Below are 12,929 nucleotides of genomic sequence, written 5' to 3' on the forward strand. Positions count from 1 at the left end.
GGTATTGTACCAAAGGGAATCGGGGAATAACAGATACGGATGATTACCTACTTACACACTTGTAAGCGACCTTATTTGTAAAACTTAATTTTCTCTAATAAATCTGTTGTGCCTGCCACCAATGGTAGGTCGTTCTTGATGAAAAAATTTTCCCGGTTATTTGAATACTTGAAAGCAAAACACTCACCCATTCCGGGTGAATGCCTTATCAAAACTTCATTATTTTATTGTTTGATTTATGTACTAGCAATTCATCATACATTGCTTTAAAAAGTCCAGCCAAATATTCTTTACTGTCAACATCTTCTACTAACAGCATCTCTTTTGCCCCTTCATACGGTAATTCATAAATCGCAGTTGCCATATAAGAAACTGCAGATTTTGTCGGTTTCACAAGTAACCTGTCATCATATATGTCTCCGACAATCCTGTCACGATAATATATGATATATTCTCCCATCATTGCACGATAACTAATTTCTTCCAAATCAGATAACTGCTCTAATATAAATTGTAAATATTCTTTGCTAGAAGCCATGTCTTTGTCCTTTCAAATACCTGCATTTTCCCATTATACTGTAATCTCAATTTGATTATCCTCAACCACAACAATGCAGCTTTCGTAATATCCATCCCCCGTAATCCGAGGTCCACTAATAACCTCATAACCATCCGCTTTTAGTTCTGCTGTCAATGCATCCACTTTTTCCTTACTTCCCACGCTAAAAGCTATATGTGAATATCCAGTACGAGCTGGTTTCTTCGGTAAATCAGCCATTTCCGGTATATTCATAATTTCAATACGTGCACCATCCTCAAATGTGAGAAAATAAGAACAAAAGCCTGTTTTCTGATTGTGATATCCATCATTAGATTTTGCTCTGAAATATTTCATAAAGAATTTTTTTGTACTTTCCAAATCACTTACATAAAGTGCAACATGTTCAATTCTCATGATTATTCCTCCACTTCTGTATTGATAAGCTGTTTAATAATCTGCCTTTTCTCTTCTACTATTTTACAGCTTTGTTCCATTCCACTCCCGATTCATCTGTCCATGTATCTTTTGCAACTTATTACTCCAAGAAACGTGGAGAAGGCAAACCGCACCGAGTAGCCATTACTCATGTCGCAAAGAAGCTAATTAGAGTCATCTATGCATTGGAGAGGCTAGATATAGACTTTAATACTCAAAAGCTTCATTAAATCCAACTCTTCAAAGTTGACTACATCCATCTGAAATACGGTATGTTCAGATGGCTTATTAAGGTTACCCTTTTTTTACAATTTTAAAAATTTTTTAAAACCCCTTGACTGTTTATAGTTTGTCACCTCTATGTTTAGCTTTTCGTTTTTCTTGACGCAAAGCATACTGGCGTTCTTTTTCAGCTTCCCGTTGTTCTTTACTTTTAACTTTTCGTTCCATTTTGTTTTGTTCATGTTGAAGTTTCAACGCCTGTTGTGCTTTGGTTCCCATTCCTTTATTTTGTAACTGATTGTTGATTTCTCGTTGCATACGTTTAGGATTGATTTTTCGTTCTTCTGTTATTTCTGATTTGATAGGGGGACTGAATTTAAGGCTATTCCAATTTTTTAGTAAAAAATCATAAACTTCATAGTCTTTAGGTTCACTACCAAAAGTGATTTTACAAACTTCATAATATCCCTCGTCAAATCGTTCATATACGCCAATCCAAAATGGAGCTTCAAACATGACCGTCAAGCTACTTTTTACAGACATAACATCATTCCTTACTCATTTGAGCTTCAAAATTGTTAAGCCATTCTAAAAGTGAATTATAGAGAAGTTTCTGCTGTTCAAAAATCGTTCTCCCTACAAGTGGGATAGTAGCATATTGAATTGCATAATCTTCATTAGCTTTAGCAGAGATTTTTATACTTTCTCTTAATTGAGCAATAAGTTTAATCGCTTCATTTGAACTAACTTTATTCAAATTTGCAATTACCACATTAAAATCAAATAAGAGAGGAACATCTTGAGAAGCATAGGCAAACATTAACTTTTCAAAATATTCTTTCCCTTTCTCTGTAATAGAGTAAATCGCTTTATCAGCAAATTTATCTCCTTTTACAATATCACTTTCTAAATAGCCTTTTTCTTTTAATTGCAGAACTTTTCTATAAATTGACGGCACACTTATTTTCGTCCACTTTGATAAGTTATGATATTCTACATCTTTCTGTATGTCATAAGCACTTTGCGGTTTTTCTAACACGATACCAAGCACCACTAAATCTATTGATGACATATTATTTCTCCTTTCCTTTTACTATTATCAATAGTACTATTGTTGATAGTAAAAATCAAGAGAAATATGGTCTGTGTTTCCTTTATAATAAATATCCAAGATTACCGGATTGAATAGCGGCAATATTTTTTGCTATTTTTTCTTTAGACCAATCCCACCATTTTAATTTGAGCAATATATCAATCGTTTCCTCATTAAATCTTTTTCGTATAGGTTTTGCAGGTACACCGCCCACGATTGTATAAGGTGGAACATCTTTCGTTACAACTGCTCGCGCTCCGATAATAGCACCGTCGCCAATCGTAACGCCCGCTAAAATGACTGCTTCATAACCAATCCAAACATCATTTCCGACAACAATATCTCCTTTATTATCCCATGCCTTTGTAATGTCTTTTACGTCTAATCCCCATTCTTCAAAAAAAATAGGAAATGGGTATGTTGATAAGGACGATAATGTATGATTTGCACTATTGAAAATAAACTTTGCTCCACACGCGATTGAACAAAATTTCCCAATTATCAATTTGTCTTGATTGATAGGGTATTGATATAAAACATTATTTTTTTCAAAGTCTTTTGGTTCTTTCACAAAATCATTATACATAGTATAATCGCCCACTATGATATTAGGGTTGGTGATAACACTTTTAAGATATACCGTTTCTTTATCTTTGGAACGTGGATAAATTTTCTGTAACATAATGGTTCCTCCTTTATCGCTCTAACGGAAAAGTGAATGTTTGAATACATTCAAAATGGTTATTTTCTACATAATATACGGTTTGCTCTTTGGTAGAATACACGAAAGAAACTCTCGTTGCCCATGCGCCCTCTTGACGTACATCATAAAGTAAATGAATTGCGTCTGAAATTGAAAAATCGAAGCTATATTTTTCTAATTTTTTCAAAGCACGTTCATATCTATCGTCCCCCGGAACAATAAAATCTTTTGTACTTTCCGGCTTCATCAAAGAATAGTTCGTTATTAAGGAATATTGTTCGTGTTCTTCTTTATAGCCTATTCCCGGTTCAATGATTAAAACACGTCCATGACTGTCTGATAACATTGCCTGCATAAGGAATATCACAGGAGCTGACCTCTCCGTTTCTATTCTTCACAATAGTATTTACAGCCAGTCTCTCATACTTATACAGTTTTCCATCAACCGGAAGCATATAAAATTCTTTTACTTCACCAGCAGCCCTGCCAATGCACCAACATAACAGCATATTAAACTTCCATTTATATTTTCTGCTAATATGTACCAGATTTGTCACATCAATTTTCTTGAAAAAAGTTACCATTGGATTTGGTGAATTCATCCATAATTCAAATGCCTCTGCTCTTGTTGTTTCTTGAGGATTTATTTCCTGTGGTTTCATGCTTATTACCTCCATCTAAGTAATTTTATATGCCTTGATAATACAATAATAAATATGCCAATACTGTACATAAAAAAGGAAATACCGTGCCTGGGAACCCCTTAAATCCATCTCTTTTTGCAAGTACTTTTACGGTGATTGACTGTATGATTGTTCCAACACATACCATAAATGCTACAAATACATAAGACATTCCAAACGAACTTAATGCATGCGTTCCTGAAATCCACATAGCATAGTACAAATAATCTCCAAACCCACAAGTCGGTATAAGCACATCATTCTTGTCCAATCCATATACAAACAACTTTGCTGCTACAGTTTTATTTGACATAGCTTTTGCATTAACAGTTCTTTTCCCAATTTTTGTAAAACTAATAATATCCATCGTAGTCACAACAACTCCGATAGATATCGTACTCTCAAGATCAAGCTGTTTTCCAAGCCATATTCCAGCAAACATAACAGCCAAGGCTCCAAAAATCCCATTGACAAACAGCTTTTCTCTCTTATATGGGATGAAAAACAGATTGAATATTATGTAAATTATTCCGCTAACTCCTACAGTAATCAATAATAAATTTGGCAAATATAGATTTGCGATTACTGTACATGCAGAATACAAGAATATGTATAACAATGACCAAAATATTGTTTTGTTAATGCCATCTCTGTTCATCACTAATTTTCTCCAATTCAATTATGTTGCCAGATTATCGTTCATTTTCTTTTCCTCTGTAAACAAATCTGGGACCTTCTTCTCCAATTACTCCATTCTTCACAAAACCAGCTTTCATTAAAACATTCTGCGATGCCACATTTTTTAGATCTGTCTCTGCTTCTACAGCACAGACTCCTTCCATCGATAAAGCCCATTCCGTAATTACTTTTACAGTTTCTACCATATATCCGTGATGTCTAAATTCTTCCCTTAATCCATATCCGATTTCCACTACGCCATCTTTTCCAAGACCCTTGAAGCAGAAATCGCCGACAATCGTTCCCGGAGCATTTTTTAATTCCATATTCCAGACTGCATACCATATTCTGTTGTCAGGATGAGAAAGACTCCCTTCAAGCATCTCCGTGTAAGCCTGTTTCATCTCAGGATCAGACTCTTTTTCAATAACCAACCGCATTTCTTCATCACTTAAAGGATAAAGATACATTCTTTCAGTCTCTACTCTCATGAAAACACTCCTAAAACATCTGTATAATTCTTGCAATCTCCATAACTACAATCTTTAGCATCACTCCACCGGACATCACATAAAACCATATCTCACGCATATGCTGTGACTTTGCAATTGGTGTTGCTATTGCTGCAATAATTATGATTGCAGCTCCGACACATCCAACGATGTTTGGAACGCTCACAAGTGAAAATATTCCCGGATCACAGCTTCCATCTATCGTATACTGAATTGTTTTATCCAATCCGTCCCTTGCCGCTGCAAAGCAGCATATAACAAGACCATATGCCAAAACAAACAGGCTCCTTCTGCCCCAGAAATTAATGTTGCTTCTGTTACTGATTGAGTATCCAACAAACCCAACCAGCGATACAATCATAAGTGTAGTAACTGTTGTTACCATATTTCCAAAATAGAGTTTCATCTGTTTTACCTCCTGCTAATTCAAATTTTTATACCACTCAGTAACTGCATTCAAATTCTGTAAAGATACTCGTTTTCCACCATTTACCATCATATCTAACATATCATCCTCTTCGGGCGTACGGTCGGTTTTATTTGCCAATCCCTTTCCGACAGTTTTAACCATGACATTCATCATGAAACGATACGCCCCATGAAGTTTCTTCACATCAAAGTTCCCCTGTAACGTAAATAAAGGAATCCTCTGTGGAATAGCATTTTTATCCCTGACCTCTTTTAGCTGTGTGCCTGTCTGTCCCATGCCGATACCACAGACTGCACGCACTTTATACAATTTTGCTGCCTCTTTATATCCTTTGATTCCTCCTGCCATAATCCAGCCGAGATAAATGATTTCACTGCCGGAAAGCACCTTGTTTTTTGCCTGCTGTAAACTATGTACCGGAAGATTCAATTCCTTTCCCAGTAATTGTGCATACTCCGCTGTGCTTCCGGTATTTGATGTATATATGATTGCTTTCATTCTTATCTGACCTCCCATAATATAAATGACGCAGTGCAAAACTGTAATATTACAATCTGCACTGCGTCTTAGCGTCTGGCTTCCTTTACTATAAATTTTTCTGCATCAATCAGGCTTTCTTCTTTACACTTCGGACAAAACAAAGGAAAATTTGTAAGTACCGTATCCTTCCTTAATTTCAATCTTGTCTTATTTCCACATTTGGGGCAAAGAATCCATTCCTGATATTCTGATTCATCGTTCAAATCACTTCACCCTTTCAACTTATCTGCATTTCCAGTAGAAAATGATCCATATGCTCTTCCAGTAACTTTATCACATAACTTTTGTCTTCTACTCCATCATATATGCTATAAAGCAAAAAAATAGGTCCATAAAAATCAAGTGCTGTCTGTCTGGCTTTTCCTGCATCTCCCAGCATTCCTGAAAACAAAGCTTCCATATAAGCTAATGGTCCGCTTGCAAGGTAATTCTGATATAGCTGTGCCATCTGTGGCTCTCTGTACTGTTCCAATGTCAGCATCTTACGAAAACAGCTTGAAAATTCTTCCTCTGTCCAATGAAGAAACTGCGCCTTTGTGAACTGCTTAATCTTATCAAATGCCGTTTCTTTATACTCAGCTGTAACCTTTTTCAGATCACCCTCTGGCATTTCATACTGCTTTACTCTCTCAATATCCAATTCATTCATTTTTTCAATAATACTGTCCAATATCTCCTGCTTGCTTTTATAATGCTTATACAATGCAGCCTTGGTTACTCCAAGTTTTGAAGCAATATCATTCATGGATGTTCCCATATATCCACTCTGTGCAAATAACTTCAAAGCTTCTTCCAATATTTTTTCCTTTGTGTTCTTTTCTTTGCTTTCCACATCTATCTCCTAATTTAAATCTGTTATCAAGTTACCCTTTGGTCACTTTAATTATAGTTACCTATCGGTCACTTGTCAACAGTTATGATTAGAAAATACAAAAGAACATTGCTAACTTAATCATCGTTTCTCGATAACCTGATTTATTAATCCATAGACTGTTTGTTATGCACGCTGTTTTCTATGTAGACCTCGCTTTTCAGTATCCTTGACTGTGATACGCCGTAGCGTATACGCTTTTCTTTCAGTTCCTGTATAAAATCATTGTTCATAAATCACTTATCCTTTCTGTTTTGTTGCACGAAAAAAGGACAGTCAATGTAAAATCAACTGTCCTCGGATATGCAGTATTCAGTTTTGTATTGTGACGCAGGCACATTTTAAATCACACTTTGAAAATGCCGTTACAGCGCATAAACAAAGGATTTTTATGCCTTGCAGAATATAGTTTCCAGTTTCTTGTGCCCCCTTGTTAGGTAACGGGGGCTTTATGGCTCGCTGACGCTCGCCCAACCATCAGAGTGAACCAGCCGTTTGCCAGCAAAGCTGGCATGGCTTGATGTCTTACGACAGCCACCACGTCTGGATCACTCCGATGGTGGTTGTTTGAGTCCTTAAAAGTACGTTCTAAAAAGGACAGAAACCTTTGTCTCTGTCCTCATTCTACCTTATCTGCATTTTCTACGCTTGAAGAACAATAACGTTATTACTCCTGCAAGGGAAATGACCGTTACCATACTCCACAGCAAAATATTTGTACTATCGCCTGTCTTAACTGCTGTATCTGGCTTTGTAGAAGTAGTAGGCTGTTCTTTGTTGGAAATCATAGAAATGACTGCTATTTCTTTATAATCACAACGTTCACAAACACGTTCTTTTTTGCCTGTTTCTGTGGTTGTTGCTTCCTTGATGACTTTCCATTCTCCCCACGTATGACCTGTCGCATCTACCTCATTTCCTTTGTAGCTATGACTACAATTCCTGCAAGTATATGTCGTATATCCTTTCTCTGTGCAATTTGGTGGTGTAACGACTGCAACATAATCATGTTCGTTTACAGTAAACTGTAGCTCCGTTGTTGCTATTTGAGCATTAGCTGCTGTTACAGTAAGCGTTGCCCGATATATACCTGTTGCTAAACTGTCTTTTGGTGCTACTGCTACTTTTAGAGTGTCGTTTGGCTGGATGGTTGTAGTACCATCACCACTCAACTCGAACTTATCCTTATCTGTACCCGTGATAGATATATCTACATTCTCTAAATCAACATTTCCGTTATTTGTAATCGTAAATTCCTTTGCGTTAATTGGTTGATATCCTACGCAAGTTCCTGTAAATGTTCCGTCACCACTTAAAAGCATGCTGTAAACTGCCTTTGTTGCAGGTGGCAGTGTGATATTCACATCACTTGCTGGCGTACCTAAAATGGTAAAACCGTTTTTAGTGATATTTGTTACTGTCAATCCGTTCAAGCCCTGGATACCATCCTCATAACCATCCGGAAGAAAATATCCGTCAACAGCTTCTACTATAATATCTGTAATTGCCTTGTTTGGACCAACTTCCTGCACACCATTATTCGATGTGATATTCAATCCCGCACCCGCAACAATATTCACAGCAGTTTCTTGTTCTTTCTCTGCCAAAGCCGCATATGTGATTCTATTTGCTGTATCTGTTGTTTCCAGCCATATCTTGCAATTCGCAAAATTATCTAAATTCATACCACTTGCAGAAACTTCTGTTTCATTCGTAATTTGTTTCGCATACGCACCATTGCTGTTTTGCGTAACCAGATATGTACCATTTGGAACATCTGTTAAGATAACCTTGCTATCATCATAAGAAATTACGGCTGAACCTAGGTTCTTGCTATACTTACCAGCGTCATAGCGTAATGTAAACGCTCCATCTCCATCCGTATCCTGCAGTGTTAAATTACCTGTAGATGTTGCTGTCGGAACAGCCGATGCAAAAAGAATCATCGATGAATTCAGTTCAAAAGCAGGCCTTATTTTTTCTACATTGCTTGTTTGCGCTCCATTAAAAGAAGGATTCTTCTTAGAAGGCCACGCGGTCAAAACATTACTTCCATCATTCGGATCATCATTCCTAACAAGTGGTGAACGAATCCAAAATAATTCAAGAACAGATTCTCCCCAATAACTTGGATCGATACGAAGACCATCATTCAAATCATTTGCGCTGTTCTTTCCCACAGTAATGTGTTTATCATCTTTTTGGTCTCCATAAGCAAAATACAGCTTATCCGTTGTGGAATAGACGCTGTTGTTTTTCGTATCATCCGTATAAATCGTTGTTTCGTTTATCAGTGCCTGTTCTGAACCTGTAAAAAAAGAAGTTTCCATCTCTTTTAAGGTAACATTCCTTATATAACTCGCTCCGTAGTGATTCGGGAAAACTTCTGTCGGTTCTCCATTAGGATAGGTACAGTTCCACTTATCATCATATGTTTTATTGGCCATATAATTTGATTCAAATTGTACTCCATCTCCCATAGAACTTACAGAAGGTCCCCAATATATGGCGAAACCTTTTACATATTCCTGCGATTTATCATGATTTTACAGGTTAGGAGGGCATCAGCAGAAACTTATTTTATATATGCCCCTTTATAGCAGTTTCCATACCTGTCAAACACATAATCCCCATTTGTAAGCACATAATCTTCTCCTGATAAGACTGCATGACAATAATCCTGGATGGATGTCAAACGTCGCTTAAAAGCCACTCCGCCCCCGAACATATTGGTACTGTGTATGTCAGAACCGGCGGTCATGGGAAGATGGTGTCTGTTGGCATATGCAATGGCTTTTTCGTCGAATCTTTTCTCATTATGGCTGGTACTTTTGTGGCAGGAATGGGTAGCGTTGATCCCTTCTACGCCGTCTACAGAATCGGGATAAAGACGGATTTCCGGGATGTACCAATCTTCGCGAAATGGGTGTGCGTGGATGACCATTCCTCCTGCAGAATGTACCAGTTGGAATTGTTTTTCGATGGCAGCATTTTTTATCTCCGGGTGGTGGATCAACCAGTCAATATCAACTCCATAAATGAGAAATTCTGTTCCGTTATATCCTGCTTCATAACCAAAATAGACGTCGAAATCATGTGCATCGCCATAAGATTTTGCGTCCAGATAGCCTTTGGAAAACTCCCGAAGCCATTCTTTCCACGGCAGATGGGAGTCAATGCAATTGTTTCCGCCCCAGTTGTGATCCGTAACGATAATTCCTGTGTAGCCAGCCTCATGGGCGGCTCTTGCCATTTCATAACCGCAGTTCTGCGCACAGGCACTGCTTTGGCTGGTGTGTAAATGGGTTTCATATAAGTATGGATAATCATTTATTTGTATCATAATTGTGGAATTCCTTTCATTTAATTTGGCAAAATATGGTTCTGGAACAATAATGTAATTATGCAGTTTTTATGTAAGCAATGAATAACCACCCGTGTACGACTCCTAGGAAACCTCAGATAGGAAGGTCCCCTCGATTTTCCGGCAGTATTTTTTCTGTATCTGTTATTCCTGAACAGTTTCCCTTTATGAATTCACTCCACGGCATCAGCTGTTTTATGCCTGCGGGCTCATTTTTGTAGTCCGGCATATACAGCAAGAGTGTGTAGAGGTATTGATAAATGTTCAGGTTGTTTGCCTTGGCTGTTTCAATCAGGCTCATGACGATTGCGCTTGCATTTGCACCATCAACCGTATCATGAAACAGAAAGTTCTTCCTGGCTGTTGCGTAAGACTTTGCCCTCCGTTCCGCTGCGTTGTTTGAAATCTCACATCTTCCATCAAGAAGATAGTTCATCAGTGTTTCTTTGTGGTTGAAGGCATAGTTTACTGCTTTTTCAAGTTTGCTTGCGCCTGTCGGATTCAGGGTTCCCAGCCATGACCAGAATTCATTCCATATTTCCGGTTCCTTTTCCTGGCGTTTCTGCTTCCGTTCCTCTGCAGGAAGTTCCTTATAGCAGCGTTCCAGGAAAAACAGACGGTTGCAGAAAGCTACTCCTTTTTCTGCCGGAAGAAGGCAGTTGTCATCTGACATTCCGGAAGAAGGCTCTTTCAGTTCCTCTTCTGAATTGATATCCAGAAGCTTCAGCTTTTTCCGGCGTCCTGCCGGGACAGCTTCATAAAACTTCCTGCGGCAATGTGCCAGGCAGCATACCAGGATCACATCTTCGATCCTTCCGTATGCGGAGTAACCGTCACAGTGCAGCAGCCCTTTGAATCCGGACAGGAATTCGATCGGGTTTTCCCCGCCTCTGCCGGGCCGGTAATCGTAAAGCACGATCCCCGGAAGCCCATCGCTTCCACTCAGATAGATCCACATATAAGATTTTGAGGTGGCTTCCTTCCCTTCTTCATGAAGAACCTGGCATGGTACCTCATCCGCATGGATCACTTCCCGGCCTAAAAGTTCCTGGTGAAGTGCCTCATATATGGGGGCAAAGTATTCCAGCGCACAGTAGTTATACCAGTGTGCTGCTGTTTCCCGTGGAAGAGGGACTCCTTTCTGGAACCAGTCTTTTTCCTGGCGATAGAAGGGAAGATACAGACAGCTTTTTTGGTACATGACCATTGCCACCATATCCGGTGATGCCGGACTATGGGGAAGTAAGGCAGTTGGTGTTTTGGCTGCCCGGATCATTGTATCGTCCTCCTCGCGGCAGGCCGGACAGACCAGGGTCTCTTGAAGATACCTGACACGTTCTACCTTCGCAGGGGTGATCCTCAGTTCCTCACGGACAGTTTTGTACCCAAGATGTTCCATAGGCGCATCGCAGTCCGGGCAGAAACGTTCCGATTCCGGTACGTCACATTTGATATCCCGGATGGGGAGCAAGGCATACAGATCATCACGTACGGATTTCTTTTTTCTGGTACGTGTATGTTCTTTGACCACGACAGTTTCTTCTGGCTCTGTATCCTGTCCAGACAGATCCACGGATATTTCCTTCTTTACTTTTTCGCTGGAAGTACCAAAAAACTTTCTCTTAAACTCATCCAGGGTTTCATTCAGGTTTGCAATGGTACTTTTAAGATCTGTCACCATGTTGCGGAGTTCCTCAACAGTGGAACGCAGGTCAGAGATCGTCTGGTCCTTTTCTTTCAGGCGTTCTTCCTGCTCCGCATTTGTTTTCATAAGCAGCTGGATCATATCCTCAGGATTTACAGGCATTGGCTTTATCCGTCCTTTTCTTTCTTATCTTTATTATAAAGGAAAAGAAAGATGGGCGCAAACCAGCGGGATTTTCGCTTCGTCATTATGACGGGGGATAACTTTCCTGAAAAAGGGCAAAAAGCTGTAAATATCATGCCACTTTGCTTTTTTTCAGGAAAGTTATCCACAGATAAAAAATCAGAGCCGTCCCTGGGGTGGGAACATCCACAAGTCCAAAAACCGCAGGAAGCGGACGGTGGATAAATGCCTATTGTCTTTGACCTGGAACAGAAATGAAAATTTATAAAATCTCTGTTTTGCACAAAGGTTAAAAATCTTTCTTCCGCCCACCAACCCTGATTGCCTTTGGCTGGTCGATGGAAAGGCCTTCCATAAGCCACCGGAATTCCTGCCTGGAAAGAAGCCTTGCTTCGGAAGCAGTCCTCGGCCACTGGAAACGTCCGGTTCCATCCAGCCTTTTCTGCATCAGGACGAATCCTGTTTTGTCAAAGTAAAGGGCTTTGATTTTACGGCTATCCCTTCCGCAGAACAGATAGACAGCATTGGCGTATGGATCCAGCTGATAGGTGTCGCGGATGATCGCCATCAAACCATCGAAACTCTTTCTCATGTCGGTCCTGCCGGTGATCAGGAAAATTTTTGATACACCGGAGATGTCACCTAACATAATGCCCGCAGCACAGAGACCGTATTTGCGATCGTTTCCCTGGCTGCCCTGTTTGAGATATCAAGCTGGATTCCATTCATCCGGATTGTGATGACTGTATCAGGATGAATCCCCTCCCCACCTGCTGTTTGGGTTGGCGGGATACAGAATTCCTGCTCTGCAAAAGAAACCGGAACAACTTCCTGTTTTTGGGGAAGCGTAGCCTCCCGTTCTGTAATTTCACATGCCTTGGCCCGCAGGCGGCGTATATGATAATAAAACTTACTTGTGTGAATATGATGTTCTTCACACCAGGTTTTATCAGGAAGGCCACTGGTACGGCACTCATGAATAATATTTAGCCATTCCTCATCAGATCGGCGCGGATGTCTTTTCAAAGT

The 12,929-nt window shown here is 39.4% G+C and carries 19 protein-coding genes and 1 pseudogene; 1 reads left to right on the plus strand and 19 read right to left on the minus strand.

What is annotated here, in order from left to right:
* Positions 1-208 precede the first annotated feature (208 nt).
* From G4407_RS11665 to tnpC, 17 genes and pseudogenes are all read right to left on the minus strand, one after another.
* Positions 209-538 (minus strand): TfoX/Sxy family protein, encoded by a 330-nt coding sequence (locus tag G4407_RS11665; protein WP_173689028.1) that lies wholly within the window; start codon positions 536-538, stop codon positions 209-211.
* Positions 539-571: 33 nt separating this feature from the next.
* Complete coding sequence (locus G4407_RS11670; RefSeq protein WP_173689029.1) at positions 572-955, minus strand: VOC family protein; 384 nt, start codon at positions 953-955, stop codon at positions 572-574.
* 363 nt (positions 956-1,318) lie between these two features.
* On the minus strand, positions 1,319-1,741 hold the full coding sequence (locus G4407_RS11675) for a YjdF family protein (RefSeq protein WP_173689030.1): 423 nt from the start codon (positions 1,739-1,741) through the stop codon (positions 1,319-1,321).
* A 4-nt stretch (positions 1,742-1,745) separates the two neighbouring features.
* Positions 1,746-2,270 (minus strand): PadR family transcriptional regulator, encoded by a 525-nt coding sequence (locus G4407_RS11680; protein WP_118701651.1) that lies wholly within the window; start codon positions 2,268-2,270, stop codon positions 1,746-1,748.
* A gap of 82 nt (positions 2,271-2,352) precedes the next feature.
* Positions 2,353-2,973, minus strand: a complete 621-nt coding sequence (locus G4407_RS11685; protein WP_173689031.1) for a CatB-related O-acetyltransferase — start codon at positions 2,971-2,973, stop codon at positions 2,353-2,355.
* A 13-nt stretch (positions 2,974-2,986) separates the two neighbouring features.
* Positions 2,987-3,361 (minus strand): hypothetical protein, encoded by a 375-nt coding sequence (locus tag G4407_RS11690; protein ID WP_330586069.1) that lies wholly within the window; start codon positions 3,359-3,361, stop codon positions 2,987-2,989.
* Positions 3,303-3,656, minus strand: coding sequence for a CatA-like O-acetyltransferase (locus G4407_RS11695; protein WP_201856675.1), 354 nt, complete (start codon positions 3,654-3,656; stop codon positions 3,303-3,305). Before G4407_RS11695 ends, G4407_RS11690 begins: the two co-directional genes overlap by 59 nt.
* A gap of 25 nt (positions 3,657-3,681) precedes the next feature.
* Positions 3,682-4,335, minus strand: coding sequence for a hypothetical protein (locus tag G4407_RS11700; RefSeq protein ID WP_173689033.1), 654 nt, complete (start codon positions 4,333-4,335; stop codon positions 3,682-3,684).
* A 34-nt stretch (positions 4,336-4,369) separates the two neighbouring features.
* Positions 4,370-4,846, minus strand: a complete 477-nt coding sequence (locus tag G4407_RS11705) for a GNAT family N-acetyltransferase (RefSeq protein ID WP_173689034.1) — start codon at positions 4,844-4,846, stop codon at positions 4,370-4,372.
* A gap of 10 nt (positions 4,847-4,856) precedes the next feature.
* The gene (locus G4407_RS11710) at positions 4,857-5,273 is read right to left on the minus strand and encodes a hypothetical protein (RefSeq protein ID WP_173689035.1); all 417 of its coding nucleotides are present in this window, start codon (positions 5,271-5,273) and stop codon (positions 4,857-4,859) included.
* Between the two features lie 15 nt (positions 5,274-5,288).
* A complete protein-coding gene (locus G4407_RS11715; RefSeq protein WP_173689036.1) occupies positions 5,289-5,795 on the minus strand; it encodes a flavodoxin domain-containing protein in 507 nt (168 codons plus the stop codon).
* Between the two features lie 49 nt (positions 5,796-5,844).
* A pseudogene (locus G4407_RS11720) lies at positions 5,845-6,040 on the minus strand (cysteine-rich KTR domain-containing protein).
* Between the two features lie 14 nt (positions 6,041-6,054).
* Entirely contained in the window at positions 6,055-6,669 is a 615-nt protein-coding gene (locus G4407_RS11725) for a TetR/AcrR family transcriptional regulator (protein ID WP_173689038.1), read from the minus strand.
* Positions 6,670-6,815: 146 nt separating this feature from the next.
* Positions 6,816-6,941 (minus strand): hypothetical protein, encoded by a 126-nt coding sequence (locus tag G4407_RS16745; RefSeq protein WP_274597657.1) that lies wholly within the window; start codon positions 6,939-6,941, stop codon positions 6,816-6,818.
* A gap of 396 nt (positions 6,942-7,337) precedes the next feature.
* The gene (locus G4407_RS11730; protein WP_173689039.1) at positions 7,338-9,188 is read right to left on the minus strand and encodes a hypothetical protein; all 1,851 of its coding nucleotides are present in this window, start codon (positions 9,186-9,188) and stop codon (positions 7,338-7,340) included.
* 95 nt (positions 9,189-9,283) lie between these two features.
* On the minus strand, positions 9,284-10,051 hold the full coding sequence (locus tag G4407_RS11735) for a PHP domain-containing protein (protein ID WP_179963148.1): 768 nt from the start codon (positions 10,049-10,051) through the stop codon (positions 9,284-9,286).
* Between the two features lie 115 nt (positions 10,052-10,166).
* Positions 10,167-11,879, minus strand: a complete 1,713-nt coding sequence (gene tnpC, locus G4407_RS11740; protein WP_243259214.1) for an IS66 family transposase — start codon at positions 11,877-11,879, stop codon at positions 10,167-10,169.
* Positions 11,880-11,930: 51 nt separating this feature from the next.
* Between tnpC and G4407_RS11745 the strand changes: the two genes are divergently transcribed.
* Complete coding sequence (locus G4407_RS11745; protein WP_173689040.1) at positions 11,931-12,125, plus strand: hypothetical protein; 195 nt, start codon at positions 11,931-11,933, stop codon at positions 12,123-12,125.
* Between the two features lie 64 nt (positions 12,126-12,189).
* Here G4407_RS11745 and tnpB read toward each other — a convergent pair whose 3' ends face one another.
* Together tnpB and tnpA are read right to left on the minus strand one after the other, a co-directional pair.
* Positions 12,190-12,549 carry an IS66 family insertion sequence element accessory protein TnpB gene (gene tnpB, locus G4407_RS11750; RefSeq protein WP_274597658.1) on the minus strand — a complete coding sequence of 120 codons (360 nt, stop codon included), beginning with the start codon at positions 12,547-12,549 and terminating at the stop codon, positions 12,190-12,192.
* Positions 12,543-12,926 carry an IS66 family insertion sequence element accessory protein TnpA gene (gene tnpA / locus G4407_RS11755; protein WP_173689042.1) on the minus strand — a complete coding sequence of 128 codons (384 nt, stop codon included), beginning with the start codon at positions 12,924-12,926 and terminating at the stop codon, positions 12,543-12,545. The genes tnpB and tnpA overlap by 7 nt, the downstream gene beginning before the upstream one ends.
* Positions 12,927-12,929 lie beyond the last annotated feature (3 nt).

This window comes from Allocoprococcus comes (assembly GCF_013300725.1).
GTDB classification, from domain to species: Bacteria; Bacillota; Clostridia; order Lachnospirales; family Lachnospiraceae; genus Allocoprococcus; species Allocoprococcus comes_A.

Excerpts from the sequence above, each read along its gene's own strand:
- G4407_RS11665 (WP_173689028.1), bottom strand. The coding sequence starts at position 538 with ATGGCTTCTAGCAAAGAATATTTACAATTTATATTAGAGCAGTTATCT.
- G4407_RS11670 (WP_173689029.1), bottom strand. The coding sequence starts at position 955 with ATGAGAATTGAACATGTTGCACTTTATGTAAGTGATTTGGAAAGTACA.
- G4407_RS11675 (WP_173689030.1), bottom strand. The coding sequence starts at position 1,741 with ATGTCTGTAAAAAGTAGCTTGACGGTCATGTTTGAAGCTCCATTTTGG.
- G4407_RS11680 (WP_118701651.1), bottom strand. The coding sequence starts at position 2,270 with ATGTCATCAATAGATTTAGTGGTGCTTGGTATCGTGTTAGAAAAACCG.
- G4407_RS11685 (WP_173689031.1), bottom strand. The coding sequence starts at position 2,973 with ATGTTACAGAAAATTTATCCACGTTCCAAAGATAAAGAAACGGTATAT.
- G4407_RS11695 (WP_201856675.1), bottom strand. The coding sequence starts at position 3,656 with ATGAAACCACAGGAAATAAATCCTCAAGAAACAACAAGAGCAGAGGCA.
- G4407_RS11700 (WP_173689033.1), bottom strand. The coding sequence starts at position 4,335 with ATGAACAGAGATGGCATTAACAAAACAATATTTTGGTCATTGTTATAC.
- G4407_RS11705 (WP_173689034.1), bottom strand. The coding sequence starts at position 4,846 with ATGAGAGTAGAGACTGAAAGAATGTATCTTTATCCTTTAAGTGATGAA.
- G4407_RS11710 (WP_173689035.1), bottom strand. The coding sequence starts at position 5,273 with ATGAAACTCTATTTTGGAAATATGGTAACAACAGTTACTACACTTATG.
- G4407_RS11715 (WP_173689036.1), bottom strand. The coding sequence starts at position 5,795 with ATGAAAGCAATCATATATACATCAAATACCGGAAGCACAGCGGAGTAT.
- G4407_RS16745 (WP_274597657.1), bottom strand. The coding sequence starts at position 6,941 with ATGAACAATGATTTTATACAGGAACTGAAAGAAAAGCGTATACGCTAC.
- G4407_RS11730 (WP_173689039.1), bottom strand. The coding sequence starts at position 9,188 with ATGGGAGATGGAGTACAATTTGAATCAAATTATATGGCCAATAAAACA.
- G4407_RS11735 (WP_179963148.1), bottom strand. The coding sequence starts at position 10,051 with ATGATACAAATAAATGATTATCCATACTTATATGAAACCCATTTACAC.
- tnpC (WP_243259214.1), bottom strand. The coding sequence starts at position 11,879 with ATGCCTGTAAATCCTGAGGATATGATCCAGCTGCTTATGAAAACAAAT.
- G4407_RS11745 (WP_173689040.1), top strand. The coding sequence starts at position 11,931 with ATGGGCGCAAACCAGCGGGATTTTCGCTTCGTCATTATGACGGGGGAT.
- tnpB (WP_274597658.1), bottom strand. The coding sequence starts at position 12,549 with ATGTTAGGTGACATCTCCGGTGTATCAAAAATTTTCCTGATCACCGGC.